Origin of the sequence: Blastococcus sp. TF02-09 (assembly GCF_003319105.1) — a bacterium.
GTDB lineage: Bacteria > Actinomycetota > Actinomycetes > Mycobacteriales > Geodermatophilaceae > Blastococcus.
Genome location: NZ_QOHH01000002.1, coordinates 192,009 through 216,642 on the forward strand (window position 1 = coordinate 192,009; position 24,634 = coordinate 216,642).

At 73.5% G+C, this 24,634-nt stretch carries 24 protein-coding genes; 10 read left to right on the plus strand and 14 right to left on the minus strand.

What is annotated here, in order from left to right; genetic code table 11:
• Positions 1–8: 8 nt before the first annotated feature.
• From DQ239_RS03320 to gmd, 7 genes are all read right to left on the minus strand, one after another.
• On the minus strand, positions 9–2,030 hold the full coding sequence (locus DQ239_RS03320; RefSeq protein WP_113832847.1) for a glycosyltransferase family A protein: 2,022 nt from the start codon (positions 2,028–2,030) through the stop codon (positions 9–11).
• On the minus strand, positions 2,027–4,003 hold the full coding sequence (locus DQ239_RS03325) for a glycerophosphotransferase (RefSeq protein ID WP_113832848.1): 1,977 nt from the start codon (positions 4,001–4,003) through the stop codon (positions 2,027–2,029). Before DQ239_RS03325 ends, DQ239_RS03320 begins: the two co-directional genes overlap by 4 nt.
• 33 nt (positions 4,004–4,036) lie before the next feature.
• Positions 4,037–4,777, minus strand: a complete 741-nt coding sequence (locus DQ239_RS03330) for an ABC transporter ATP-binding protein (protein ID WP_199582556.1) — start codon at positions 4,775–4,777, stop codon at positions 4,037–4,039.
• Positions 4,778–4,780: 3 nt separating this feature from the next.
• Positions 4,781–5,632 carry an ABC transporter permease gene (locus tag DQ239_RS03335; protein ID WP_199582558.1) on the minus strand — a complete coding sequence of 284 codons (852 nt, stop codon included), beginning with the start codon at positions 5,630–5,632 and terminating at the stop codon, positions 4,781–4,783.
• A complete protein-coding gene (locus tag DQ239_RS03340) occupies positions 5,629–6,693 on the minus strand; it encodes a glycosyltransferase family 2 protein (RefSeq protein ID WP_199582561.1) in 1,065 nt (354 codons plus the stop codon). The genes DQ239_RS03335 and DQ239_RS03340 overlap by 4 nt, the downstream gene beginning before the upstream one ends.
• Before the next feature lie 212 nt (positions 6,694–6,905).
• Positions 6,906–7,886, minus strand: coding sequence for a GDP-mannose 4,6-dehydratase (locus DQ239_RS03345; protein ID WP_113832852.1), 981 nt, complete (start codon positions 7,884–7,886; stop codon positions 6,906–6,908).
• Positions 7,883–8,869, minus strand: coding sequence for a GDP-mannose 4,6-dehydratase (gmd, locus tag DQ239_RS03350; RefSeq protein WP_113832853.1), 987 nt, complete (start codon positions 8,867–8,869; stop codon positions 7,883–7,885). The genes DQ239_RS03345 and gmd overlap by 4 nt, the downstream gene beginning before the upstream one ends.
• A gap of 50 nt (positions 8,870–8,919) precedes the next feature.
• Here gmd and DQ239_RS03355 point away from each other — a divergent pair, with 50 nt between their 5' ends.
• The 3 genes from DQ239_RS03355 to DQ239_RS03365 all read left to right on the plus strand — a co-directional run bounded on the left by DQ239_RS03355 (position 8,920) and on the right by DQ239_RS03365 (position 11,343).
• Entirely contained in the window at positions 8,920–9,660 is a 741-nt protein-coding gene (locus tag DQ239_RS03355; RefSeq protein WP_113832854.1) for a PIG-L deacetylase family protein, read from the plus strand.
• Positions 9,661–9,673: 13 nt separating this feature from the next.
• Positions 9,674–9,976 (plus strand): hypothetical protein, encoded by a 303-nt coding sequence (locus tag DQ239_RS03360; RefSeq protein ID WP_113832855.1) that lies wholly within the window; start codon positions 9,674–9,676, stop codon positions 9,974–9,976.
• A 191-nt stretch (positions 9,977–10,167) separates the two neighbouring features.
• Complete coding sequence (locus DQ239_RS03365) at positions 10,168–11,343, plus strand: acyltransferase (protein ID WP_158544778.1); 1,176 nt, start codon at positions 10,168–10,170, stop codon at positions 11,341–11,343.
• Between the two features lie 21 nt (positions 11,344–11,364).
• Here DQ239_RS03365 and DQ239_RS03370 read toward each other — a convergent pair whose 3' ends face one another.
• Together DQ239_RS03370 and DQ239_RS03375 are read right to left on the minus strand one after the other, a co-directional pair.
• Positions 11,365–12,018: a response regulator transcription factor gene (locus DQ239_RS03370; protein WP_113832857.1), complete on the minus strand. Its 654-nt coding sequence runs from the start codon at positions 12,016–12,018 to the stop codon at positions 11,365–11,367.
• The gene (locus DQ239_RS03375; protein ID WP_233488697.1) at positions 12,015–13,202 is read right to left on the minus strand and encodes an ATP-binding protein; all 1,188 of its coding nucleotides are present in this window, start codon (positions 13,200–13,202) and stop codon (positions 12,015–12,017) included. Before DQ239_RS03375 ends, DQ239_RS03370 begins: the two co-directional genes overlap by 4 nt.
• Positions 13,203–13,326: 124 nt before the next feature.
• Here DQ239_RS03375 and DQ239_RS03380 point away from each other — a divergent pair, with 124 nt between their 5' ends.
• The 3 genes from DQ239_RS03380 to DQ239_RS03390 all read left to right on the plus strand — a co-directional run bounded on the left by DQ239_RS03380 (position 13,327) and on the right by DQ239_RS03390 (position 15,397).
• Positions 13,327–14,256 carry a PspC domain-containing protein gene (locus tag DQ239_RS03380; RefSeq protein WP_113832859.1) on the plus strand — a complete coding sequence of 310 codons (930 nt, stop codon included), beginning with the start codon at positions 13,327–13,329 and terminating at the stop codon, positions 14,254–14,256.
• A complete protein-coding gene (locus DQ239_RS03385; RefSeq protein ID WP_113832860.1) occupies positions 14,249–14,545 on the plus strand; it encodes a hypothetical protein in 297 nt (98 codons plus the stop codon). Before DQ239_RS03380 ends, DQ239_RS03385 begins: the two co-directional genes overlap by 8 nt.
• A 90-nt stretch (positions 14,546–14,635) precedes the next feature.
• Positions 14,636–15,397, plus strand: a complete 762-nt coding sequence (locus DQ239_RS03390; RefSeq protein WP_113832861.1) for an META domain-containing protein — start codon at positions 14,636–14,638, stop codon at positions 15,395–15,397.
• On the opposite strand, the gene DQ239_RS03395 is transcribed toward DQ239_RS03390, so the two are convergent.
• Complete coding sequence (locus DQ239_RS03395; RefSeq protein ID WP_113832862.1) at positions 15,382–15,978, minus strand: dienelactone hydrolase family protein; 597 nt, start codon at positions 15,976–15,978, stop codon at positions 15,382–15,384. The genes DQ239_RS03390 and DQ239_RS03395 overlap by 16 nt on opposite strands.
• 62 nt (positions 15,979–16,040) lie before the next feature.
• Here DQ239_RS03395 and DQ239_RS03400 point away from each other — a divergent pair, with 62 nt between their 5' ends.
• On the plus strand, positions 16,041–16,727 hold the full coding sequence (locus DQ239_RS03400) for a WYL domain-containing protein (protein WP_113832863.1): 687 nt from the start codon (positions 16,041–16,043) through the stop codon (positions 16,725–16,727).
• A 24-nt stretch (positions 16,728–16,751) separates the two neighbouring features.
• Here DQ239_RS03400 and guaA read toward each other — a convergent pair whose 3' ends face one another.
• Genes guaA through guaB form a run of 3 tightly spaced genes read right to left on the minus strand, consistent with a single transcriptional unit; the run spans position 16,752 to position 20,964 of the window.
• Positions 16,752–18,314 (minus strand): glutamine-hydrolyzing GMP synthase, encoded by a 1,563-nt coding sequence (gene guaA, locus DQ239_RS03405; protein WP_113832864.1) that lies wholly within the window; start codon positions 18,312–18,314, stop codon positions 16,752–16,754.
• Positions 18,314–19,450: a GuaB3 family IMP dehydrogenase-related protein gene (locus tag DQ239_RS03410; RefSeq protein ID WP_199582564.1), complete on the minus strand. Its 1,137-nt coding sequence runs from the start codon at positions 19,448–19,450 to the stop codon at positions 18,314–18,316. Before DQ239_RS03410 ends, guaA begins: the two co-directional genes overlap by 1 nt.
• Positions 19,450–20,964 carry an IMP dehydrogenase gene (gene guaB / locus DQ239_RS03415; protein WP_113832865.1) on the minus strand — a complete coding sequence of 505 codons (1,515 nt, stop codon included), beginning with the start codon at positions 20,962–20,964 and terminating at the stop codon, positions 19,450–19,452. The genes DQ239_RS03410 and guaB overlap by 1 nt, the downstream gene beginning before the upstream one ends.
• 135 nt (positions 20,965–21,099) lie before the next feature.
• Here guaB and DQ239_RS03420 point away from each other — a divergent pair, with 135 nt between their 5' ends.
• Together DQ239_RS03420 and DQ239_RS03425 are read left to right on the plus strand one after the other, a co-directional pair.
• Positions 21,100–21,522 carry a DUF5319 family protein gene (locus DQ239_RS03420; RefSeq protein ID WP_113833290.1) on the plus strand — a complete coding sequence of 141 codons (423 nt, stop codon included), beginning with the start codon at positions 21,100–21,102 and terminating at the stop codon, positions 21,520–21,522.
• Positions 21,523–21,730: 208 nt separating this feature from the next.
• The gene (locus DQ239_RS03425; RefSeq protein ID WP_113832866.1) at positions 21,731–23,068 is read left to right on the plus strand and encodes an S-layer homology domain-containing protein; all 1,338 of its coding nucleotides are present in this window, start codon (positions 21,731–21,733) and stop codon (positions 23,066–23,068) included.
• Between the two features lie 82 nt (positions 23,069–23,150).
• Here DQ239_RS03425 and DQ239_RS03430 read toward each other — a convergent pair whose 3' ends face one another.
• Positions 23,151–23,864: a response regulator transcription factor gene (locus tag DQ239_RS03430; RefSeq protein WP_199582652.1), complete on the minus strand. Its 714-nt coding sequence runs from the start codon at positions 23,862–23,864 to the stop codon at positions 23,151–23,153.
• Between the two features lie 362 nt (positions 23,865–24,226).
• On the opposite strand from DQ239_RS03430, the gene DQ239_RS03435 reads away from it, so the two are divergent.
• Complete coding sequence (locus DQ239_RS03435; RefSeq protein WP_113832868.1) at positions 24,227–24,526, plus strand: WhiB family transcriptional regulator; 300 nt, start codon at positions 24,227–24,229, stop codon at positions 24,524–24,526.
• Positions 24,527–24,634: the final 108 nt, after the last annotated feature.

A 24,634-nucleotide genomic window follows, 5' to 3' on the forward strand; every position in this document is an offset into this window, starting at 1 on the left:
GGGCGTCGCTAGGACTCCCGGGCCTCCGCCCGATCGCCGGTCACGGCGAGGGTGAGTCCGGTCTCGCCCGTCCGGCCGTTGAACCGGGTCTTGAGGCGGTACTCCCCGGGGGGCACGGAACCACTGGACCGGAGGACGGTGCGGCCCTCCTCGGCGACGATCTCCGCGGGCAGCCGGTGCCCGGACCCCAGGACGACCTCGCCGGTCAACCGGCCACCACCGTCGTTGTGCACGTCGCGGAGCACCGCCGACAGCTCGAGACGCACGACCCCGTGCCGCTCGGCGGCCCGGACGTCGACGTCGTCGACCCGCGGCTTGGCCGATCCGCACACGGTGCGGACGGCGTTGGCCACGTCGAGGCTCAGCACGCCGTCGCGGTTCTTGTACGCGATCGCGGACCTGCCGCGGGTGAGGGCCACCGCGTTGTGGCCTCCGCGCACCGCCCGATGAGCCACGTAGCCGAGCGCCTCGAAGCGGGCGGCGAAGTCCCAGACCCGCTCGGTGTCCCAGTTCCGCTCCGCGGTCCGGCCGATGTCGAACCGCCCCGTGACCGTGCCGACGAGCCGGCCCCCGCCGTCACCGTCGGGCTCCATCCGGACCGAACCCTCGCTCGGGACCCGCCACGTGGACCGCGAGTCCCTCCCCTTGACGCTCAGCGAGAAGGTGGCCCGCGCCAGCGCGTCGGTCAGGTCCTGCGCCTCCGCGGACAGCGCCGACCGGAGATCCTCGGGGAGGTCCCGGCACCAGCCCGACCCGCTCCTCCGGAACCGTAGGGGCTCACCGTCCGCGTCGGTCAGGGTGGCGGACGCGCTGATGACGAGCAGCCCGTCCTCCCACCGGAGCTCGGTGACCTCCGGGGTCGCGGTGACGCCGCGGTCATACTCGGCGAGCCGCCGCTGCAGCTTCTCGTCACCGAGCCGCACCAGCTCCGCGCGCGCCCTGTGCACCGGCAGCAGACGTTCGTCCAGCTGCGGTGGCGCGTAGCGGTCGACCAGGGTGCGGACGTAGCCCATGGACCGCTCGTAGTACTCGTCGCTGCGACGCAGCGACGACGGCCCGGTGAAGGCCAGCACCCGGGCCTGGACGTGGTGGGTGAGCAGCGCCTGCCGGTGGGTCTCCTCGGTGAGGGAGGTGTCGATCGTCTCGAGGAGGCGGGTCAGGTGCGCCCAGAACTCGTCGGGGTCCCGGCCGAACGTGGCGGAGTTGTTGCTGTCGGTCGCCACCCAGTGGTAGCAGGGGTAGTCGGTGACCACTGCCACCCGCGCCCCCTGGGCCAGGCAGGCGACGTTGAAGTAGATGTCCTCCCAGAGGATCCGGTTCCCCTCGAGGAAGCGGATCCCGTGCTGCCGGACGAACGCCGTCCGGTACAGCTTGTGCGGCGTCATCGGCAGCAGGGGGACGCCGGCCCGCGCGCCCTCGGCCGGGTCCGGCACGAACTCGTGCCACCCCCAGGACCAGCCCCGGGTGCGCGCCTCCTTCATGTTGACGACGTCCGCGGACTCGATCCGCCCCTGCTCGTAGGCGCGGGACAGGGCCTCGGGGTAGAGCTCGTCGTCGTGGTCCATGAACAGGACGTAGGTGCCCCGGGCCATCGTGATGCCGACGTTCCTGGGCCGGCTGGACCACCCGGAGTTGGGGATCGTGTGGACGACGACGTGCGGGCGGGTCCGCGCGAAGGCGCGCAGGCGATCTGCGGTGTCGTCGGTGGACCCGTCGTCGATGAACAGGACCTCGAAGTCGCGGCGGGGCAGGGTCTGGGCGTCGAGCGACCTGATCACTCGCTCCAGCCCGGCCTGGTCGGAGTTGTAGGCCGCGATGATGACGCTGACCTTCACCCGGGTGTTGCGCCGGAGGACCCGGATGACCCGGGCCAGGCGCCGCTGCACCCCCGTCGGCAGCCGCCGGTGGATCGCCCGGAGACGCCGGCGCGGGATCCGGGCCCGCGCCACGGACAGCACTGTCGCCAGCAGGCCGACCGCCTGTCCGATCACCCGTACTGCGAGCGCGCGAGCGCCATCGGTCTGGCTCATCGAGCCGTCACTCCTTCGATGTGGAACTCCGAGGCCTGCACTCCCTCGCGCACCTCGGGGCGCGCGCTGGCGATCAGGGCCTCGACGGCTCGCTCGAGCCGGTACTGGCTGGAGGGGGAATCGGGGCCGAGGAGCTCCCGCCTCAGTGCGCGCCGCTCGTCGGCGAGCAGATCGGGAGACTCCCCGCGCACGAGCCGCAGGACGTCCTCGACGTCCTGGTCCGGACCCAGGACGTGGCCGGCCCGGGCCGAGGGCACCTCCGCGAGGAAGTCGTCCTCGGCCGCGCCGGAGTTGTTGCACACGACGTACGGGCGCCCGGTCGACACGAAGTCGCTGAGCACGCTCGACACGTCGGTCACCAGGACGTCGGCCTGCGCGAAGCACGACAGCAGAGACGGGCCCTGCTGCGTCATCACCGCGTGCCGCCCGGGTGCCATCGCGCGCCAGTACTGGTCCTCGACGGCCCGGAGCTGGGCCTCGGCCTCCAGGGCGGAGAGCGGAGCGTCCAGCTGCCCGCTGCGCACGGCGCGCTCGAACCGGTCGTGGATCTCCGTGAGCGCGTTGTCCGTCGCCGGCTCGAGGACCGGCTCGGCGGAGCCGCCGTCCCGCCGGTTCGCCTCCTCGATCATCTCCACGATCTGCGCGTGCGCCGCGGCGACGGCCGGGTCGCGTCGACCGGTGAACGGGTGCGGCCGGTAGAGAAGCCGGACCCCGCTGCCCTCGCGCAGGGCGCTGGCGGCCAGCGCGACCCCGTGCGTGGCGAGCGAGCTGTACGCCTGCTCGTCGTCCCAGCCCTCCCAGGTCGGGGCGTAGAGGACGGTCGGGACGTGGTCGTCCGCGCGGGCCGGGGTGGCCGGCTCGTCGAGCTGCGGGCGCCCGATCTCGACGACGTCGCCGTCGTGCACGCCGACGGCGGCCTCGCGGTAGCGCTGCCGGCCTGCGGGGCCGGCCACCCACACCTGGCTGTAGACCCGGGAGTACGGGTTGAACGACGCCTTCTTGTCGCTGTCGCCGTGACCGATGAAGGCGGACCGGATCCCGGGCACGCGGAGCATGTGGATGTTGTTGCCGATGTTGGCGACGTAGAGCGACACCGCGACCGTGGAGAGGTCGAGGGCCATCAGGTGCTCGGCCGAGGGCACGCACAGCACCGGGAGCCGGGTGGGTCCGAGCGCGCCGAGGCTCGCCCGGTTGCGGAGGACCACCACGCTCGGCTGCGACAGCCGCTCGAGCGCCGGGAGCCACATGTTCGCCTGGTAGACGGCGCGGGGCCCGTCCCCGAAGTAGAGGGCCACTGCCGGGCGGGACTCGTCGAGGTGGCGCTGGACCACGGCCACCACGTCGGCCGGGCCGAGCGTCCGCTCGGCGCGACGTGCTCCGAGCTCGCACCAGATCGCCGCCGCGAACATCGCGAGCACCGCCACCGGGGCCAGCCACACCACCGGGCTCCCCGGTCGCGACGACAGGCATGCGGGAACGATGATCAGCAGTTCCACGGCGGACACGACGCTCCCGCTCCACCGCGTCAGCCAGGCCGGAGGCGGCTTCGGCACGTCCAGCCCGTCCAGCGGGACGTTCCGGGTCTCCACGGCGGGGTTGCGCCGTGCGGTGAGCCGGCCGGAGGTGAAGACGTACAGGGCCCGGCCCAGGACCAGGAGGGCCGACGACAGCACCAGGAGGAACACGTCGCGCGAGCTCGCCGGACGGTGCGCGAGGACGGCCGTGGCGCACAGCAGCCGGAACACGATCCGCACGGTCAGGCCCAGGGACAGGGTGCGCAGCGCCCGCACCACGAGGTGCTGCCGCCGGTGCAGGAACGGTTCCCCGATCACCGACGCCGTCAGGGCGACGAGGCACACCCAGCGGGCGCCGAGCGCACCAGCGACCGCGCCGACCACGATGCCGCCGATGACCGCCTGCGCCGGCACTCCGCGGACGATCTCCCGGCCGACCTGCTTAATGGGCAGCGCCACTATGCGAGCTCCCTCGTGTGTGGACGTGGCACGTCAGGTCCCCGCGTCCGTCTCGTAGCGGGCGAGGACGTCGGCCATCGGACCGTCCTCGACCAGCCGGCCTCCGCGGAGGTAGAGCCCCCGCGAGCAGAAGCGGCGGAGGTCGCCGTCGCTGTGCGAGACCAGGAACAGCGTGCGGCCGGCGGCCACCAGCTCGTCGATCCGCGCGTAGCACTTGCGCTTGAACGCCTTGTCGCCCACGGCCAGGACCTCGTCGACGAGGATGATCGGCTCCTCCAGCCGCGAGACCACCGCGAACGCGATGCGCACCTTCATGCCGCTGGACAGGTGCTTGTACGGGGTGTCCAGGAAGTCCGGGATCTCGGCGAACGCCACGATGTCGTCGAAGCGCTCGGCGATGTCCGCCTTCGACATCCCGTGCAGCCCGGCGGTCAGCGCGATGTTGTCCCGGACGGTCAGGTCGTTGACGAACCCACCGGTGATCTCGATGAGCGGCGCGACGCCGGCGGTGACGTCGACGGTGCCCCGATCGGGGAGCATGACGCCTGCGATCAGCTTCAGCAGGGTGGACTTGCCCTCGCCGTTGCGGCCCACCACCCCGATCGCCTCGCCGGGGCGGACGTCGAAACTCACGCCGTCCAGCGCCCAGAACTCGCCCGGTCGCGTGCCGCGCTCCCCCCGGATGAGGAAGTCCCGCATGCTCCGGTGCCGTTTGCCTCGGTGGAAGCGCACTCCTGCATCGCGCACGGCGATGACCGGCTCTGTCACGGCCACCGGTCAGATCTCCTTGAGGACGGTGCGCTCCAGCCGGGCGAACACGGCCCAGCCGACGAGGAGCATGCCCAGCGACATGGCCACGGACAGGCCGACGTGGCCCCAGTCGACGACGCCGGGGAAGAACCCGGCGCGGCACAGCTCGAAGATCCCGGCGAGCGGGTTGAACGAGAAGACGGCGTCCCACGGCTCCGGGACGTCCTGCACCGCGAAGATGACCGGCGAGGCGTAGAAGCCCAGCCGCAGCGCGATGCGGACGATCCGCTCCAGGTCGCGGACGAGGACGACCAGCGGAGCGAGCAGGAGGCCGATACCGAGCACGAGCGTCGCCATCAGCAGCACCGCCGGGACGAGCAGCAGCAGCTGCCAGTCCACCGAGGCGTCGTAGAGGAAGGCGAAGAGGAACAGCACCGGCAGGCTGAGCAGGAACTCGACGCCCTTGGACAGGACGACGCGCACCACCCAGACCTCGCGCGGCACGTTCGTGGAGCGGACGAGCTTCGCCTCCACGTGCAGCGCCCGGGCGGCGTCGGTGACGGCGCCGTTGAACCACGTCCAGGGGAGCAGTCCGGCGATCAGGAAGACGATGTAGGGCTCGGCGCCGACCGTCCGGGTGAAGACCTGGGTGAAGATGAACCAGTAGATGCCGGCCAGGAGGAGCGGCTCGAGCACCGACCACAGGTAGCCCAGGGCCGACGACGCGTAGCGGACCTTGAGGTCCCGGCCCACCAGGAGCCGGATCGCCCGGCGCCGCTGCCACAGGGCGACCGGCCGGGCCACCATCCCCCGACGCCGGGCCGAGCCACCAGTCCTCGCGGCGAGCACGGCGGGAACGGCCGCCTCGTCGACGCTCATTCCGCTCCTGAGCGCCCGGACCGCTCGACGGGCCGGCGTCCGAAGAGGAAGCCGGAGCCCCAGCTGAGGTGCATGCTGGCCAGCACCGCGGGCAGCAGCGCCTGCGCCCGCCACGGGAGGCCACGCCCCTCGCGGAAGGACGCGAGGAGCACCCCGAGCACGTACATCACCGGAGCCAGCCATCCGTGGCGGAGCAGAGGCACCCGCGCGACGGTACCCGCGGCCCCGGCCAGGGTCCCGGCGAGGATGGCGCCGGTCACGACCGGCGGCGCCAGGTACCGGGCCGAGGCGGTGTGGGGGTACTGGCGGATGACCTCGCGGCGCCACCGGCCGGTGTGGAAGAACTGCCGGACGAGCTCGGGCCACGACGAGCGCGGCCGGTAGGTCACGGCCAGGTCCGGGGAGAACCAGACCAGCTCGCCGGCCTGGCGGATGCGGAAGTTCAGCTCCCAGTCCTGGGCGCGGTGGTAGTGGTCGTTGAAGCCACCGAGCCGCTCGAGGATCTCCCGCCGGAAGACACCGAGGTACACCGACTCGGCCGGACCCTCGTCGCCGCCGACGTGAAAGCTGCCACCGCCGAGCCCGACCTTGGAGCAGTAGGCCCGCGCGACGGCCTGCTCGAACGGGGTCTCCCCCACGGCGAGCATCAGACCGCCGACGTTGGCCGCGCCCGTCTCCTCCAGCAGCCGGACGGCCTTCTCCATGTAGCCCGGCAGCAGGACGCCGTGCCCGTCGACCCGGGCGATGATGTCGTGGCTCGCGGCGAGCACGGCGGCGTTCAGGCCGGCAGGCGTCCGGCCGGTCGGGTTGCTGACCAGCGTGATGCGCGAGTCGCTGAACGCGAGCTTGCGGGCGATCCGCTCGGTGGCGTCCTTGGACGGGCCCAGCGCGATGACGAGCTCGAGCTCACCGCCGTACTCCTGGTCGAGGATCTGGCCCACGCTCGCAGCCAGGTGCTTCTCCTCGTTCAGGACCGGCATGACGACCGACACGGCCGGCCACTCGCGGTGCGCGAGGGGCGGGGCGTCGTCAGGGACGGGCCGGGGCACGGGCAGGCGCACGGCCTCACCGTCCACACGTGAGTCGGCATTCCCGGGGAGAGGCAGTGCCTGGGCTTCTGTCATGGCTCGTTCACTGTAGGTCCGCGGTCGCTCTCCGCCCGCACTGAAGCCGAAACGCGGAACCGTTTCGCCCCGGAACGTGCCCACCAGTCACAAGCGTCCCGGAGGTCTCAGTCCCCCGCGACGGACCGGTCCGTTCGCCGCCGGAGCGGTCAGGCGCCGCCGTCGGCGAGCGCGAGGTCGTGCTGCACCATCCGGGCGACGACCTCCTCGAACCGCACCTGCGGCTCCCACCCCAGCACCTCCCGGGCACGGGTGGCGTCCCCGACGAGCTGCGGCGCGTCGTTGGGACGGGCGAACCGCGCGTCGAGGCTGACGAGGGGCTCCCAGTCCTCGATGCCGGCGGCTCCGAACGCGGTGGCGACGAAGTCGCGCACGCTGTGGGACACCCCGGTGGCGATCACGTAGTCGCGCCCCTGATCGGCACGGGCGGCGAGGACCATCGCCTGCACGTAGTCCGGCGCCCAGCCCCAGTCCCGGCGGGCGTCGAGGTTGCCCATGGCCAGCCCGTCCTGCAGGCCCCGGGCGATCCGGGCGACGCCCGCGGTGATCTTCCGCGTCACGAACGTCTCGGGACGGCGCGGCGACTCGTGGTTGTAGAGCACGCAGCTGGACGCTCGCACGCCCCGGGCGCGGTAGACGCCGACCAGGTGGTGCGCGTAGGCCTTGGCGGCGCCGTACGGGGACAGCGGGAGCAGCGGCGTCGTCTCGTCCTGCGGGACGCGGGAGGTGCCGGCGAAGATCTCCGCGCTGGAGGCCTGCACGAAACCGACCTGCCGCCCCGTGCGCTCCTGCAGGTCGTGCGCCGCCTGGAGCAGGTGCCCCACGGCCAGACCGCTGATCCGGGCGGTGAGCGCCGGCTCCTCCCACGACAGGGCCACCGAGCTCAGGCCGCCGAGGTTGTAGATCTCGGCCGGGGCCACCTCGGCCACCAGCGCCTCGAGCGCCTCGCCGTCGCCCAGGTCGCCCTCGTGCCGGTGCACCTCATCCGGCAGCGGGTGGACGCCGGACCCCGGTGCCTCGCCCGGACGGACGAGGGCGTGCACCTCCGCCCCCTCGGCGAGCAGCTGCTCCACCAGGTAGCTGCCGTCCTGGCCGCTGGCCCCGGTCACGAGGACGCGCACCCCGCTCACCGGCCGCTGGTCTTCCTCTGCTCCGCGAGGTCGGAGTCGACCATCATCCGGACGAGGTCCTCGAAGCCGACCTTGGGCTGCCAGCCCAGCTGCTCCCGGGCCTTGGTCGGGTCGCCGATCAGCAGGTCGACCTCCGCGGGCCGGAAGAAGCGCGGGTCCTGGGTCACCAGGTGCTGCCAGTCCTCGATGCCGACGTGCGCGAAGGCGATCTCGAGGAACTCGCGGATGGAGTGGGTCTCCCCCGTGGCGACGACGTAGTCGTCGGCCTTCTCTTGCTGGAGCATCAGCCACATCGCCTCGACGTAGTCGCCGGCGAAGCCCCAGTCCCGCTTGGCGTCGAGGTTGCCCAGCGCGACTGAGTCCTGCAGCCCGAGGCTGATGCGGGCCACCGCCTGGGTGATCTTGCGGGTCACGAACTCCGGCCCACGGCGCGGGGACTCGTGGTTGAAGAGGATGCCCGACGAGGCGTGCATCCCGTAGGACTCGCGGTAGTTGATGGTCATGTAGTGCCCGTAGACCTTGGCGACGCCGTAGGGCGAGCGCGGCCACAGCAGGGTGCTCTCCCGCTGCGGCACGTCCTGCACCTTGCCGAACATCTCCGAGCTCGAGGCCTGGTAGAAGCGGACCTTCGACAGGTCCGGGCCCGCGTGCAGCCGGGTGGCCTCCAGGACGTTGAGGACGCCGAGACCGGTCACGTCGGAAGTCAGCCGCGCGTTCTCCCAGGAGTACGCCACGAACGAGACCGCGCCGAGGTTGTAGACCTCGTCGGGCTGGGCGGTCGACAGCGCGCGGATCAGGCTGGACAGATCGGTGATGTCGCCGGTGAGCAGCCGCACGTCGGGGACCACGCTGCGCACCAGGTCGGCCTTGGGGTTGTTCTGCCCGCGGATCAGGCCGTAGACCTCGTAGCCCTTCTCCAGCAGCAGTTCGGACAGGTAGAGCCCGTCCTGGCCGGTGATCCCGGTGACGAGTGCGCGCTTCATGTGTCCTTCAATCGCTGGGGCATGACTGCGGTCACCCTAGGCTGCCGCAGGTGACCGCACCGCTCCCCCTCGGACCGGCCGACCGTGTCGACCGCGTCCTCTGCGTCCTCGCCCACCCCGACGACGTCGACTTCGGCTCCGCCGGCACGGTGGCGACCTGGACGGCCGCGGGCACCGAAGTCGTCTACTGCATCGTCACCGACGGCGACGCCGGGGGCTTCGACGAGACCCCGCGGGAGGAGATGGGGCCGCTGCGCCGGGCCGAGCAGCGGGCCGCCGCCGAGCAGGTCGGCGTGACCGACGTCCGCTTCCTCGGCTACCCCGACGGCCGGCTGGAGCTCACCCTCGACCTGCGCCGCGACATCAGCCGGGTCATCCGGCAGGTGCGGCCGCAGCGGGTGCTCACCAGCTCGCCGGAGCGGTTCTGGGAGCGCATCGGCGCCAGCCACCCCGACCACATGACCGTCGGGGAGTCCACGCTGCGGGCGGTCTACCCCGACGCCCGCAACCCGTTCGCCTTCCCCGAGCTGCTCGCCGACGAGGGCCTCGAGGCGTGGACGGTGCCCGAGGTGTGGCTGGGCGCCAGCCCCCGGGCCGACCACGCCGTCGACGTCACCGACGTCGTCGACCGCAAGTTCGCCGCGCTCCACAGTCACGTGACGCAGGTGAGCCACCATCCCGCGGGCGCGCTCGAGGAGTTCGTCACCGCCTGGATGCGCCAGACGGCCCAGCGGTTCGGGCTGGGCGAGGGCCGGCTGGCGGAGGCCTTCCACGTGGTGCACACCGCGTGATCTTCTGGGCGCCGTGACCGACGAGAGCTGGGGCGACCTGGTCGAGCGGTTCGTCGACGGGGACGTCACCCCCGGGCACATGTTCGGCTGCGCGGGGCTGCGGACGGGCCGGCGGTTCTTCGCCATCCGCTGGCACGAGCAGCTGGTGGTCAAGCTGCCGCCCGCCCGCCTGGACGGGCTGGTCGAGGCCGGCGACGGGCGCCCGTTCGAACCCATGGAGGGCCGCCGCATGAACGGCTGGCTCGTGCTGGCCGACCGGGCCGACCCCGCCGAACTGGTCGAGGAGGCCCGCGCTTACGTCACCGGCCTCGGGTGACACCGACCGCGGGGAACCACGCCTCTCGTCGTCCCGGGTGAGCTGGAGTTCCTCGCGCTCGTAGTGGGACTCGTGGGGCGCGCCACGCCGGGCTCGGACGCGCAACGACCATCACGCGTCGTAACCTTCTCGTGACCGTCAAGCATGAGAGGACGTCCATGCCGATCGCCCGTCGCCGGCGACAGGATCCGTTGTCGAGCACGCTGGGGCAGCGGCTCGACCCGCGAGCCAACTCCCTGAACTTCCTGCGCCTCCTGCTGGCGATGACCGTGATCGTGTCCCACGCCTGGCCCCTCGGCGACCTCGGCGACGAGCCGCTGCTGGCCGGCCGCAGCCCTGGTGGCTTCGCCGTCTACGGTTTCTTCGCCCTGAGCGGTTACCTCATCACCGGGAGCCGGCTCAACAGCGGGCTGGGCGACTTCCTCAAGCGCCGCTTGCTCCGACTGTACCCGGCGTTCGTCGCGTGCCTGGTGATGACGGTCGCGGTGTTCGCGCCGCTGGGCTACCTGAAGCTGAACGGGACCCTCGACGGCTACGCGACGACCGGCACCACGCCGCTTGACTACCTAGCCAGCAGCCTGGACCTGCGGATGAACGGGTCCCACATCGCCAACACCCCGACCAACGGTCACGGGTGGACCGTGACGCTCTGGTCGCTCTACTACGAGTTCCTCTGCTACCTCGTCGTGGCCGGTCTAGCGTTCTGGCCGGCCTTCCGCCGGTCGTGGCGTGTGTCCGCCGGCCTGCTCACTCTGGTCTCGCTCGCGCAGATCTACGAGAGCACCCTGCGCAGCTACACCGGCAACGCCGACCTCCTGCACATGGTCGACCTGCTCCCCTTCTTCCTCGCCGGCGCGCTGGCCTACCAGGTGCGGGACCGGATGGCGTCGACCTGGTGGACGGCGGCACTCTCAGCGGCCCTCGTCGTCGCCGTCCCGCTCGCGCTCGGTGCGCGGTTCGTCGTGCTCACCGCCTTCCCGATGGCCTGGGTGCTGCTCTGGCTGGGCGCGGTCCTCCCCGTCCGGCTCGGCCGCAAACACGACATCTCCTACGGCTTCTACCTCTACAGCGGTCCGGTCCAGGCGCTGCTGTGGGTGTTCGGCGTCGCCGAGCACGGGCTCGCCGTCTACGTCATCCTGTCGATCGCCGGCACGGTGCCTTTCGCGGCAGCCTCCTGGTTCCTCGTCGAGCGCCGGGCCATGCGCCTGGGCCGGCGACGTCCGGCTTCGCTCGCAGCGGTGCCCCCGCACACGGTCGCGCGGGCCACCGCGGTCAGGCGTGCGCACCCGGCGGTGCTCCCCGTGGTGGTCCCGCCCCGGAGCCCGCGGGACCTGGCCGTGATCGAGACCGGGGTCTCGCGCCGCTAGCCGCTCCTCGCGGCCGCCCCGTCAGAGCAGCCGGTTGGTGGCCGCCCAGCGGGTCAGCTCGTTGCGGTTGGACAGCTGCAGCTTGCGGAGCACGTTCGAGGCGTGCGACTCCACCGTCTTCACCGAGATGAACAGCCGCGAGCCGATCTCCCGATAGGTGTAGCCGCGCGCCAGCAGCTGCATGACCTCGCGCTCCCGGGCGCTCAGCAGGTCCAGCCCCGGATCGGTCGCCTCCTCGACCGGCGCGGCCGGCGCGGCACCGGCCGCCGAGAACGCGTCCAGCACGAACCCGGCCAGCCGGGGGCTGAACACGACGTCGCCGTCGGCCACCCGGCGGACGGCATCGAGCAGGTCGGGCCCGGAGATGGTCTTGGTGACGTAGCCGCGGGCGCCGGCCCGGATCACGGCGATGACGTCCTCGGCGGCGTCGGAGACCGACAGCGCCAGCCAGGTCACGTCCGGCAGCTCCGCGCGCAGCGCCTGGAGCACGCCGAGACCGCCGCCCCCGGGGAGGTGCACGTCGAGCAGGACGACGTCGGGGCGGGTGGCCCGGATGCCCTCGATCGCGGAGGGGACTTCGGGGGCCTCCCCCACGACGTCGACCGCGTCGCCGAGCTCGGCGCGCACGCCGGCCCGCACCATCGCGTGGTCGTCGACCACGAACACGCGGGTCACGACGCCGCCCCCCTGGGCAAGTCGAGCTCCACCTCGGTCCCCTCTCCGGGGGCGGAGCGGATCAGCGCCGTCCCGCCCAGTCGGGCGATGCGGCCGGTGACCGAGTCGCGCAGGCCCCGACGGTCCGACGGCACCAGGTCGGCGTCGAACCCGGCGCCGCGGTCCCGCACGAAGACCGAGACGCGGTCGGGCGTCACCTCGGTGTACAGGTCCGCGGTGGTGACGCCCGAGTGCTTGGCCACGTTCACCAGCGCCTCGCGGGTCGCCGCCCCCAGGGCCCTCAGCGCGTCGTCGACCGGGGCGTCGCCCACCACGACGTGGTCGACCACGAGCGCGTGGTCGCCCTCCACCTCGGCGACCATGCCGGCCACCAGCCCGGCCCACGTGCCGCCCTCGCGGACCACCTCGGGGTCGTAGAGCCAGGCCCGCAGCTCGCGCTCCTGGCTGCGGGCCAGCCGGCCGACCGACTGCTGGTCGTCGGCGTGCCGCTGGATGAGCGCCAGCGTCTGCAGCACGGAGTCGTGCAGGTGGGCGGCGACGGCGGCCCGCTCCTCCGAGCGGATGCGGGCGGCGCGCTCCTCGTCCCGGGAGTCCACCAGCCGTCGCCACAGCGGCGCGGTCGCCAGGAAGAGGCCGGTGAGGAGCACCAGGGTGGCGGCGAAGCCGTTGCGGGCGTTGGCCAGCTGCCCCGTCGTCGCCAGGAGGATCACCAGCCCGGCGGCGGCGAGCACCACACCGCCGGCGAGGGTCCAGCGGGCGCCGGCGACGGCGAGGGTGCGGTCGGTGTCCAGCTGCCGCCAGATGACCGCCAGGCCGGCCGCGACCAGCACCAGCGGCAGGAGGACGACGCTGTTGTTCCACTGCGAGAGACCGCTGAGCAGGCTGACCGCCACCAGGCCGAGCACCACGGTGGCGATCCACTGCCGGGCGCCCCGGGGCCGCCAACCAGGCAGCGGCTCGACGTGCTCCTCGCCCGGTGCGGCCACCGGCATCGTCAGCCACAGCAGCCCGTAGGCCACGATGCCGATGCCCGTCGTCGCCAGCAGGGCGAACGCCACCCGGACCAGCAACGGGTCCTGCCGCAGGTGCACCGCGGTGCCCACCGCGACCCCGGCGATCGCACGCCCGGACCGCGGGCGCACCAGCGGCGGGCGCGGCGGCGCAGCGGTCACGGTGCCGGTCACGATGCCGATCGTCGCACCGCACGGACCGGGGCCGTAACCGGTGATCACCCCGGAAAGGGAACCAGGGTCGGGTGGGGGCCTTCCCTGATGGTCGGCCGGCCCGGCGCTCGGCAGGCTGATCGCCATGACATCGGCCTCCCCTCCTCCGCCGCCGGCCCCGCCGCTCGAGCCGCCGGCCTGGCAGCCTCCTCCGCCGCCCCCCGGCGCCTGGGTGCGACCGCAGCTGCGCCGCAGCCGCAGCGACAAGGTGATCGGCGGCGTGGGCGGCGGGCTCGCCGAGTACAGCGGCATCGACGCGCTGCTCTGGCGGGTCGGCTTCGTCGCCCTCGCGCTCGCCGGCGGCACCGGCGTCCTCGTCTACCTCCTGCTGTGGCTGCTCATGCCGGCCGGCACCGGGGACGGCGTGCCACGCGGTCCCCGGCGGCCGGCCGGCCCGCGCTCCCCCGTCCCCGGCATGACCCTCGCCGGGCTGCTGATCGTGGTCGGCGTCCTCGCGCTGGTCGGCCGCTTCACCGGCTGGGACCTCGACGCCACCGTCGTCCTCGGCGGCGCGCTGCTCGTCGTGGGTGCCGGGCTCGTCGTCGCCTCGTTCAGCACCGGCCGCACCGCCCGGGGCGCGCTCATCACCCTGGGCGCGGTGCTCTCCCTGGCGCTGATCGCGGCCGAGTCGGTGCCGTGGGACGACGTCGACGGCGGCCTGGGCGACCGGACCTTCGCACCGACCAGCGCCGGGGGCGTGCGCTCGTCCTACGACGGCGGCGTGGGCGACATGACCGTCGACCTGTCCGCCGTCGACGTCTCCGACCTGGACGAGCCGATCCGCACGACGGTGGAGCACGGGCTCGGCGACGTGGAGATCGTCCTGCCCCGGGACGCCGACGTGGAGGTCGCCGTCGACGTCGGAGTGGGAGAGGTGAGCATCTTCGGCCGCGACGGGCTCACCGAGGGCTCGTTCGAGGGCACCGGCGCGGGCTCGTGGGTCGGCGACGACGAGCCCGAGATCGTGCTGGACGTCGACTCCGGCCTGGGAGACGTGGAGGTGACCCGTGGCTGACTACAGCGAGTTCCCGACGACGCCCACCGGCTGGCAGGAGCGGCAGGCCCAGGACTGGCAGGAGGTGACCCCGCTGGCGACCGAGGACGGCACGCCTCCGCGCCGCCGTCCCGACCTCGGCGCCCTGATCCCCGGGCTGCTGTTCATGGCCCTGGCGATCGTGCTCATGTCCCCGGTGGACCTGCCGGAGGGGCTGTTCGACGGCACGCTGGTGTGGATCGTGGTGATCGTCGCCGGCGTCAGCCTGCTGGTCAGCGAGCTGCGCCGCTCCCGCCGTCGGCGCCGCTAGAGGACGAGGCCGGAGGGCCCGGGGAGCGATCCGCTCCCCGGGCCCTTCCGCGTCCGGGAACCGTCCGCGGCCGTCGGGCGTCCTGGAGGCATGCGCCGCTCCGTGCTGCTCCTGCTCGGCGCACTGGCGCTCGCCGCCTGCGGAACGCCGGCGGGTGCCGGTGGGGGCACGGCCGACGTCGACGGCGCCTGGCACCTGACCGGCGGGACGGCGGACGGCGCCGGGCTGCCGGCCCCGCCGGGCACGCAGGCCACCCTCGAGCTGGCCGGGGACGAGGCGCGCGGCACCGCGTTCTGCAACTCCTGGTTCGCCACCGCCCGGCTCGACGGCTCCGCACTCTCCCTGACGGAGATCGGCCGGACCGAGATGGGCTGCCCGCCCGAGCTGATGGCTGCCGAGAGCGCCTACCTGACCGCGCTCGCGGCCATCGACACCGCGGCGCTGGACGGTGAGGAGCTCGTGCTCACCGGCGACGGCGTCGAGCTCCGGTTCGGGCCGCTGCCCGCCGTGCCACCGAGCCCGCTCGAGGGCACCCGCTGGGTGCTGGAGTCGCTGATCGACGGCCCGACGGCGTCCTCGGTGCTGGGCGAGGCGGTACTGGAGCTGGCGTCCGACGGGACGGCGACCGGCTCCACCTCGTGCTCCCGGTGGAGCGGGACGTGGCAGCGGGACGGCGGCACCCTGCGGACCGCCCGGCGGGAGCTGACCGACCAGCCGTGCGCTTCCGGGCTGGGCGCGGAGGACGTGCACGTGACCGCGGTGCTGGAGGCGGGCCCCGCGATCGAGTTCCGCGAGGACCGGCTCACGCTCACCGCGGCCGACGGCCGCGGGCTGGTCTACCGCGCGGGCTGAGCGCCCACCCTGTCGCAGAACACCAGGGCCCGCGTCCACAGCAACTCGGTCGCCGGCGCGTCGTACTCACCGGGGAGGCTGGGGTCGGTGAACAGGTGACCGCTCACCGGGTAGTCGAACACCTCGACCGGCGCCCCGGATGCTCGCGCGGTGGTCAGGAAGTCGTCGTCCCACTCCCGGTGACGCATCGGGTCGTCTTCCGCGGAGTGCAGCTGCACCCGAACGGCGGGCGGCCACGCGGCCGCCCCGAGCATCGCCAGCGGCAGCGCGCCCGAGACCATCAGAACGCCGGCGCAGCGCCCCTGGAGCGCCACGTGCTCGGCCATGCCGGCACCGTTCGAGAAGCCGGCTGCCACGAACCCGTCGGACAGGTCGGCAACCCCCTGGAGGGCGGCATCCATGAGAGCCGGGAACCCGACGCGCTCTACGTGTGCGCCGGCCTCCTCGTAGTCGTCGAAGACCCGCCCGTCGTACTGGTCGACCACGCGGACCTGGTGACCGGCGGCGCGCAGCCGCTCGGCACCGTCGAGGACGCCGGGACGGATACCGAGGACGGAGTGGAAGAGCGCGATCTGAGTCATGGGAGGACTGTGCCCCAGCTCTGGTGACACCGTCCTGTCACCGTATCTGCCACGATGTCGCGGTGAATCGCACCGACCGACTGCACGCGGTCTCCGAGGAGCTGCGTCGGGCGGGCCGGCGCGGACGGACGGCCCAGCGGCTGGCTGAATGGCTCGAGGTGTCACCTCGGACGATCAAGCGTGACGTCGCCGCACTGCAGCAGGCCGGCGTCCCGATCTGGGCGTCCGCCGGACCGGGCGGCGGCTACGTCCTGGATGGGGCGGCGTCGCTGCCCCCGGTGAACCTGACGCCGTCCCAGGCCATCGCCGTCGCGGTCGCTCTTGCCGGAGCACCGGACGCGCCGTTCGCCGTCGACGCGCGGGCCGCGCTGGAGAAGATCCTCGACACGCTCGGCCCCGGCGCGCGGGCCGACGCGGAGCGGCTCGGCGCCCGGGTGTGGGTGCGCCGGCCGGAGCACCAGCGGCCGCCCGCGGCCGCCGCCGTCGAGGAGGCGGTGCTGCGTCGGCGCGTCCTGGCCATCCGCTACCGCAGCGGCTCGGGCGAGGTGACCCGTCGTCGGGTGGAGCCGGTGTTCCTCGCCCGCCCCGGGGCTCACTGGCTACTGGCCGCCTGGTGCCGCGAGCGCCAGGCGCCGCGCTGGTTCCGGTGGGACCGGATCGAGGCGGCGGACCTCACCACCGAAGCGGCACCGGACCACGACCCGGCCGTCTTCGGCACACCCCCCGAGGACGCCCGAACCGTTCGGTGACGCCCCGAGCGAACCGAGGGGTCCTTATTCCCACTCGATGGTGCCCGGCGGCTTGCTGGTGACGTCGAGGGTGACCCGGTTGACCTCGGCCACCTCGTTGGTGATCCGCGTGGAGATCCGCGCCAGCACGTCGTAGGGCAGCCGCGTCCAGTCGGCGGTCATCGCGTCCTCGCTGGACACCGGCCGGAGCACGATCGGGTGCCCGTACGTGCGGCCGTCACCCTGGACACCGACCGAGCGGACGTCGGCCAGCAGCACGACGGGGCACTGCCAGATCTCGCGGTCCAGCTTCGCCGCGGTGAGCTCGGCCCGGACGATCGCGTCGGCCTTGCGCAGGACGTCCAGCCGCTCCTGGGTCACCTCGCCGACGATGCGGATGCCCAGCCCCGGGCCCGGGAAGGGCTGGCGCCACACCATCGCCTCGGGCAGCCCCAGCTGCAGGCCGACCTCGCGCACCTCGTCCTTGAACAGCGTCCGCAGCGGCTCGACCAGGGTGAACTGCAGGTCCTCGGGCAGCCCGCCCACGTTGTGGTGGCTCTTGATGTTCGCCGTCCCGGTGCCGCCGCCGGACTCGACGACGTCGGGGTAGAGCGTGCCCTGCACGAGGAAGTCGACCTTCTCGCCGTGCTCCTTGGCGTCCCCCACGACGTCGAGCGCGGCCTGCTCGAACACCCGGATGAACTCGCGGCCGATGATCTTCCGCTTCTCCTCGGGGTCTGAGACGCCGGCCAGCGCACCGAGGAACTGCTCGCGAGCGTCGACCACCCGCAGGTTTACCCCGGTGACGGCGACGAAGTCGCGCTCGATCTGCTCGGTCTCGCCCTCGCGCATCAGCCCGTGGTCGACGTAGACGCAGGTGAGCCGGTCACCGATGGCCCGCTGCACCAGGGCGGCGGCGACCGCGGAGTCGACCCCGCCGGACAGCGCGCACAGCGCCCGCCCCTCGCCGACCTGCGCGCGGATCCGCTCGACCTGCTCCTCGACGACGTTGGCCATCGTCCAGGTCGGCTCGAGGCCGGCGATGTCGAACAGGAAGTGCTCGAGCACCGTCTGCCCGTGCGCGGTGTGCCGCACCTCGGGGTGGAACTGGACGCCGGCGAGCTTCCGGTCGACGTCCTCGAAGGCCGCGACCGGCGCGCCGGTGGAGGTGGCGGTGACGGTGAACCCGGGCGGGGCGGCGCTGACGGCGTCCCCGTGGCTCATCCAGACGTTCTGCTCCACCGGCAGGTCGCCGAACAGCCGGCCCCCGGTGGTGAGGGTCAGCGGGGTGCCGCCGTACTCGCGGTCACCGGTGCGGGCGACCGTGCCGCCGAGCGAGGCCGCCATCGCCTGGAAGCCGTAGCAGATGCCGAAGGCCGGGACGCCGGACTCGAAGAGGGTCGGGTCGATCTGCGGGGCCTCGGGCGCGTACACGCTCGACGGTCCGCCGGACAGGATGATCGCCGCCGGCTTGCGGGCGACGATCTCCTCGGCCGGCACCTCCGACGAGACGATCTCGGAGTAGACGCCGGCCTCCCGGACGCGGCGGGCGATCAGCTGGGCGTACTGGGCCCCGAAGTCGACGACGAGGACGGTCGGGAAGTCCATCAGCCCGCGTGCCCGCCGATGACCAGGTCGACCCGCTGGAACTCCTTGAGGTCGCGGTAGCCGGTCTTGGCCATCGTGCGGGCCAGGGCGCCGAAGAGGTTGGTGCGGCCGTCGGCGGACTCCGCCGCACCGTGCAGCACGTCGTGCAGCGAGCCGGCCGGCTCGACGGGCGCCGAGGTCGTGCCGCGCGGCAGGCGGGGGTGCGCCGCCACCGAGTCCCACCAGATGCCGCCACCGGGCGCCTCGGCCGCGATGCGCAGCGGCTCCCCCAGCTGGACGGCGTCGGCACCGCAGGCCAGCGCCCGGGCGATGGCGCCGCTGGTCTCGATCCGGCCGTTGGCGATGACGTGCACGTAGCGCCCGCCGGTCTCGTCGAGGTAGTCGCGGCGGGCCGCGGCGGCGTCGGCGATGGCGCTGGCCAGGGGCACGCGGATGCCCATGACGGCGTCGGTGGTGGAGTACGTGTCGGCGCCCACGCCGACGATCACGCCGGCCGCGCCGGTGCGCATGAGGTGCAGCGCGGTCTGGTAGTTCGCCGCCCCGCCCACGATGACCGGGACGTCGAGGTCGGCGATGAACTCCTTGAGGTTGAGCGCGTCTCCCCCGGTGGTCACGTGCTCCGCGGAGACGATCGTGCCCTGGATGACCAGCAGGTCGACGCCGGCCGCCAGGACCGTCGGCGCCAGCTGCACGGTGTGCTGCGGGGAGACCCGGACGGCGGTGGTGACGCCGGCGTCGCGCATCTCGCGGATCCGGTCGGCGACCAGCTCGGGCTTGACCGGCTCGGCGTAGACCTGCTGCAGCAGGGCGACCGGCGGTGCGTCGGCGCCGGCGGCCTCGCGCAGCTTGCGGTAGACCGGCAGCGGGTCCTCGTAGCGACCCCACAGGCCCTCGGCGTTGAGCACACCGAGGCCCCCGGCCTCGCCGACCGCGATCGCCGTCGCCGGGCTGATCACGGCGTCCGAGGGGCTGGTGACCAGCGGGATGCCGAACCGGAAGGCGTCGATCTGCCAGGCGGTGGAGACGTCGTCGACGTCCCGGGTGCGCCGGGACGGGACGATCGAGACCTCGTCGAGGTCGTAGCCGCGCCGGGCGAAGCGGTTGAGCCCGATCTCGACGGTGTCGCGCACGCTCATCAACGTCCCCGGTAGTTCGGTGCCTCGACGGTCATCTGGATGTCATGGGGGTGGCTCTCGACCAGCCCGGCGGACGTGATGCGGGTCAGCTGTCCGCGCTCCTTGAGGTCGGTGACGGTGGCCGCGCCCGCGTAGCCCATCGAGGCGCGCAGGCCGCCGACGAGCTGGTGGGCGACGCCGGACAGGGCACCCCGGTAGGGCACCTGGCCCTCGATGCCCTCCGGGACGAGCTTGTCGTCGGAGAGGACGTCGTCGGCGAAGTAGCGGTCGCGGCTGAACGACTGGCTGCCGCGCTTCTGCATCGCACCGAGCGAGCCCATGCCGCGGTAGGTCTTGTACTGCTTGCCGTTCATGAACACGAGCTCGCCCGGCGCCTCCTCGACGCCGGCGAAGAGCCCACCGATCATCACGGTGTCGGCGCCGGCGACGAGGGCCTTGGCGATGTCGCCGGAGTACTGCAGCCCGCCGTCGGCGATGACCGGCACACCGGCCGGCCCGGCCGCCAGCCACGCCTCGTAGATGGCGCTGACCTGCGGGACGCCGACACCGGCGACGACGCGGGTGGTGCAGATGGAGCCGGGCCCGACGCCCACCTTCACCGCGTCGGCACCGGCGTCGATCAGGGCCTGCGCACCGGCGCGGGTGGCGATGTTGCCGCCGACCACCTCGATGCCGTTCTCCCCGCCGAAGTCGTTCTTCACCCGGGCGACCATGTCGAGCACGGCGCGCTGGTGGCCGTGCGCCGTGTCGACGACGAGCACGTCCACCCCGGCGTCGACCAGCAGCCCGGCCCGCTTGTAGGCGTCGTCGCCAACGCCCAGGGCCGCACCGACGACGAGCCGGCCGTCGGCGTCCTTGGTGGACAGCGGGTACTGGTCGCGCTTGACGAAGTCCTTGACGGTGATCAGCCCGCGCAGCCGGCCGGCGTCGTCGACCAGCGGCAGCTTCTCGATCTTGTGCTGGGACAGCAGCGCCAGCGCGGTGTCGGCGTCGACGCCCACCGGGGCGGTGACCAGCGGCATCGGCGTCATCACGTCGCGCACCAGCCGGCTGGGGTCGGACTCGAACCGCATGTCGCGGTTGGTGACGATGCCGAGCAGGACGCCCTCGGCGTCGACCACCGGGGCACCGGAGATGCGGTAGCGGGCCGACAGCGCGTCGACCTCGGCGAGGGTGTTGTCCGGGGAGCAGGTGACCGGGTTGGTGACCATGCCGGCCTCGGACCGCTTCACCAGGTCGACCTGCCCGGCCTGGTCCTCGGCGGCCAGGTTGCGGTGCAGCACGCCCATGCCGCCGACGCGGGCCATGGCGATGGCCATGCGCGCCTCGGTGACGGTGTCCATCGCGCTGGAGAGCAGCGGCACGGCCAGCCGGATGCGCCGGGTGACCTGGCTGCTGGTGTCGACCTCCGTCGGCACGATGTCGGAGGCGCCCGGGATGAGCAGGACGTCGTCGTAGGTGAGGCCGAGCGGTGCGAACTTCGCCGGCAGCTCGGGCACGAAGTCGGGCGCCATGTGGGTCGCCACCCCTCCAGGGTCGGGAACGGACTCCGGCCGGCACCCCGACCGGGCGCAGGAAGTCCGCCTCGATCGTAGGCGGCGGCGCCCGACGGTCGGTGCGCTGCCCGCCGGGCCGTTACCGTGGTCCCCGTGTCTGCGTTCGACGACGGCTCCGGCCCCGGCTTCGGCGGCTCGGACCCGGACTTCGGCCCGGGCGACCAGCGTCCGCCGCCGCTCACCCTCGAGGAGCGCGCGGGGGTCCTCGACGACCTCGCCGAGCTCGAGGTCTTCCGCACCCTGCTGGAACCCACCGGGGTGAAGGGCATCGTCGTCGACTGCCCGGACTGCGACGAGGAGCACCACGTCGACTGGGCGCTCATGGCCGCCAACCTGCGCCAGCTCCTCGACGAGGGGCAGACCGGCCGGCACGAGCCGCCCTTCGACCCCGATCCCGACGACTACGTCAGCTGGGACTACGCCAGCGGCTACGCCGACGGGGTCGCCGCGCTCGCCGCGGACGACGAGCCCACCGGCCGTCACGGCACCGGCCGGCACGCGCGCGACGACGACTGAGCAGGCGGCCGGACCTGGCCGCCGGGACGGTCCCCCGGGGCGGCTGGGAACGGTGTGACGGGCGGGCCCGCGTCCCGTCCGAGCGCCCGGGACCGCGGCGTCCCGGCTGCTAGGAACGGGGCGGCCCGCACCGGCGGGCCGCGTCCCGCCGGACGCCGGGCGCTGCGTCCGGGCCTGCGGGTCGGTCCGGCCGAGGACGGGATCACCCGTGGGACTGTGCCGCAGAGCTGCGACGTCCATCGGGCTGGCGATCGCCGTGGCCGCCGCCGTCCTGGTCACGCCGTCCGCGGTCACGGCCGCGACCCGGTTCACCGACGTGCCCGCGTCCGCCGCGTACGCGGCCGACGTCCGGTGGGTGGTCGACCGGGGCATCGTCCCGGCCACCGCGACGGGGACGTTCTCCCCCGCGCTGCCCGTCAGCCGCCAGCAGATGGCGGTGTACCTGACCAGGGCAGCCAGGGGCAGCACCCCGCCTCCCGCGTGCACGGCGGCGCCCTACCGCGACGTGCCGAAGAGCTCGTCCGCCTGCGCGTCGATCGCCTGGCTGAAGAGCGTGGGCATCGGCCCCGGCGGCACCACGTTCGCCCCGACGGCGGTGATGACCCGGGCGTCCATGGCCGCCTACCTCCACAAGCTGGGCGCCGAACGGCCGAAGCCCCCGGCCTGCACCGGGAAGCCGGCGCCGGACGTCGCCGTCTCGTCGTCCTACTGCCCGTCGATCACCTCGATGGTGCGGGAGGGCATCACCCCGCTGTACGCCGACGGCACCTTCCGGCCGGCCGGGCAGATGACCCGCCGGGCGACGGCGGTCTTCCTGCACCGCTGGTACGACGTGCAGCACCGCGGCGCCGACGTCTCCTACCCGCAGTGCGGTGCGGCGCTCCCGACCGGCCAGGACTTCGGCATCGTCGGGGTCAACGCGGGCATGCCGACGACGACGAACCCGTGCCTGGCCGCCCAGCTCGCGTGGGCGGCCGGCTCCTCGGGTGGTGCCGGCCAGCCGCGGCGGCAGGTCTACGTGAACACGGCCAACCCCGGCGGGCTGAACACGCCGACCTGGCCGAGGAGCGGCGCGACCCCGTACGGCGCCTGCGACGGCTCCAACAGCACCGCGTGCGCCTGGCAGTACGGCTGGAACCGTGCCGGAGAGGACGTCGCCTGGGTCCGCGTCTCGGCCGCGCCGCAGTCGCTGGTGTGGTGGCTGGACGCGGAGATCGACGAGTCGGGCCGGACGGGCAACACCTGGGACCGCACAGCGGGCGGCACCGACCGCAACACCGCCGTGCTCGAGGGCATGACCATGGCCCTGCGCGCGGCGGGAGTCACGACCGTCGGCATCTACTCGACCGCCCGCCAGTGGTCGGTCATCACCGGGACGTCGGTGTCGCCGACCAGCCCGCTCCGGGGGCTGCCCAACTGGCTGGCCGGTCCGTCCACGGTCGCCCAGGCCCAGCAGCTGTGCAGCTCCGCCCCGCTGACCCCCGGCGGGCGGGTGGTGCTCACGCAGTGGACCGACCGCTTCGACTGGAACCACGTCTGCGGCTGAGCGCCTGCCGCTGGCCACGGACGCACGTCGCCCGGGCCCCGCAGCAGCGGGACCCGGGCGAGGTCGGCGGGTGGGAGCGGTGTCAGCTCATGACGCCGCGGCGGAAGCCGATGGCGACGGCCTCGGCGCGGTCCTTGGCGCCGAGCTTGCGGAACAGCCGCCGCGCGTGGGTCTTGATGGTGTCCTCGGACAGGTAGAGCTCGCGGCCGATCTGGGCGTTGCTCTTGCCCTGGCTCATGCCGGTGAGCACCTGCATCTCGCGCATCGACAGAGCGGCGGCGGGCGCCGTCTCCCGGACCGTCGAGCGCACGGTGGTCGGGGCGGAGCCGGCCAGCGGGGTGGCTCCGCTCCAGGACGACGCGCCGACCAGCTGCGGCCCGGGGTGCTGCTGCGGGATGCGGGCCCCCTCGGGGCGCAGGCCGACGCGGGAGAGGCCCAGCCCCATCTCGATCGGGCTGGCGTCCCAGCGCAGGTAGCCGCGGGCACCGAAGGCCACGGCCGCGCGGACGCTCTCGGCGTCGTCGGGGGCGCCGAGCACGAGCACCGGCAGGCCGGGGTGCGCGCGCAGCGCCTGGGTGGCCGCGGTCAGGCCGGTGTCGACCGCGCGCTGGGTGCCGACGATGAGGACGTCGGGGGTGCGGGTGTCCAGCCGCGACAGGAGCGAGGCGGGGTCTCCCACCACCTCCACCCGGCCGACGAAGGACAGCGCGACCAGGCGCGACGCGACGTCGTCCCGGACCCGCCGGCGCTCGTCGTACACCCACACGGTCGCGCCGGGGTTCCCGGTCGCGCGCATCCTGTCGTCGATCACGCCAGCTCCTCGCTCAGCCCGGCGGTCGGTGCCGGGTCCGTACCGGCCGGGGCTGACCCCGGTCGGGTGGCCGCATCGGCGGGGGCTCCCACCGGGGGGAGCCCCGCGCTTCCGCGCTCGTCGTGCCGGATCCGGGTCTCTCCCCCTCCCGGATTCGGCACGACGCTGTTCCACCTTGATCGACTCCAGGGGCGGGCAACAGCGGCCCTCACCCCCGGGGGTGAGGGCCGCGGACGGGATGCCGGAGCGAAAAGTTGCGATCACGACGTGTTTGACCATGTCGGGCGTCGGGCACCGGCGGCTAGAAGCCGGAAGGTCCTCCGGCTCGATCGACGCCTGGAGGAGACATGGCCGACATCCGCAGACTCCCGACGCCCGTCGCCGAAGTCTGGGACTGGCAGCTCCACGGTTCCTGCCGTGGCGAGAACACCTCCCTGTTCTTCCACCCCGACGGTGAGCGCGGGCCCGCACGGGCGCGGCGTCAGGCCGCGGCCAAGGCGGTCTGCGGGCGGTGCCCGGTCGTCGACGCCTGCCTCAAGCACGCACTCTCGGTCCGCGAGCCCTACGGCGTCTGGGGCGGGATGAGCGAGGAGGAGCGGGCCCGGATGATCGCTGCCGAGCCGGCGGCCGTCGCTGCCGGGGTCTAGTCCCCACCACGAACGCCGAGAGGGCCCGGTCCAGGATTCCTGGACCGGGCCCTCTCGCGTGTTCGGGGCGGGCGCGGCGAGCGGGCGCCGGATCGCGTCCTCCCTCAC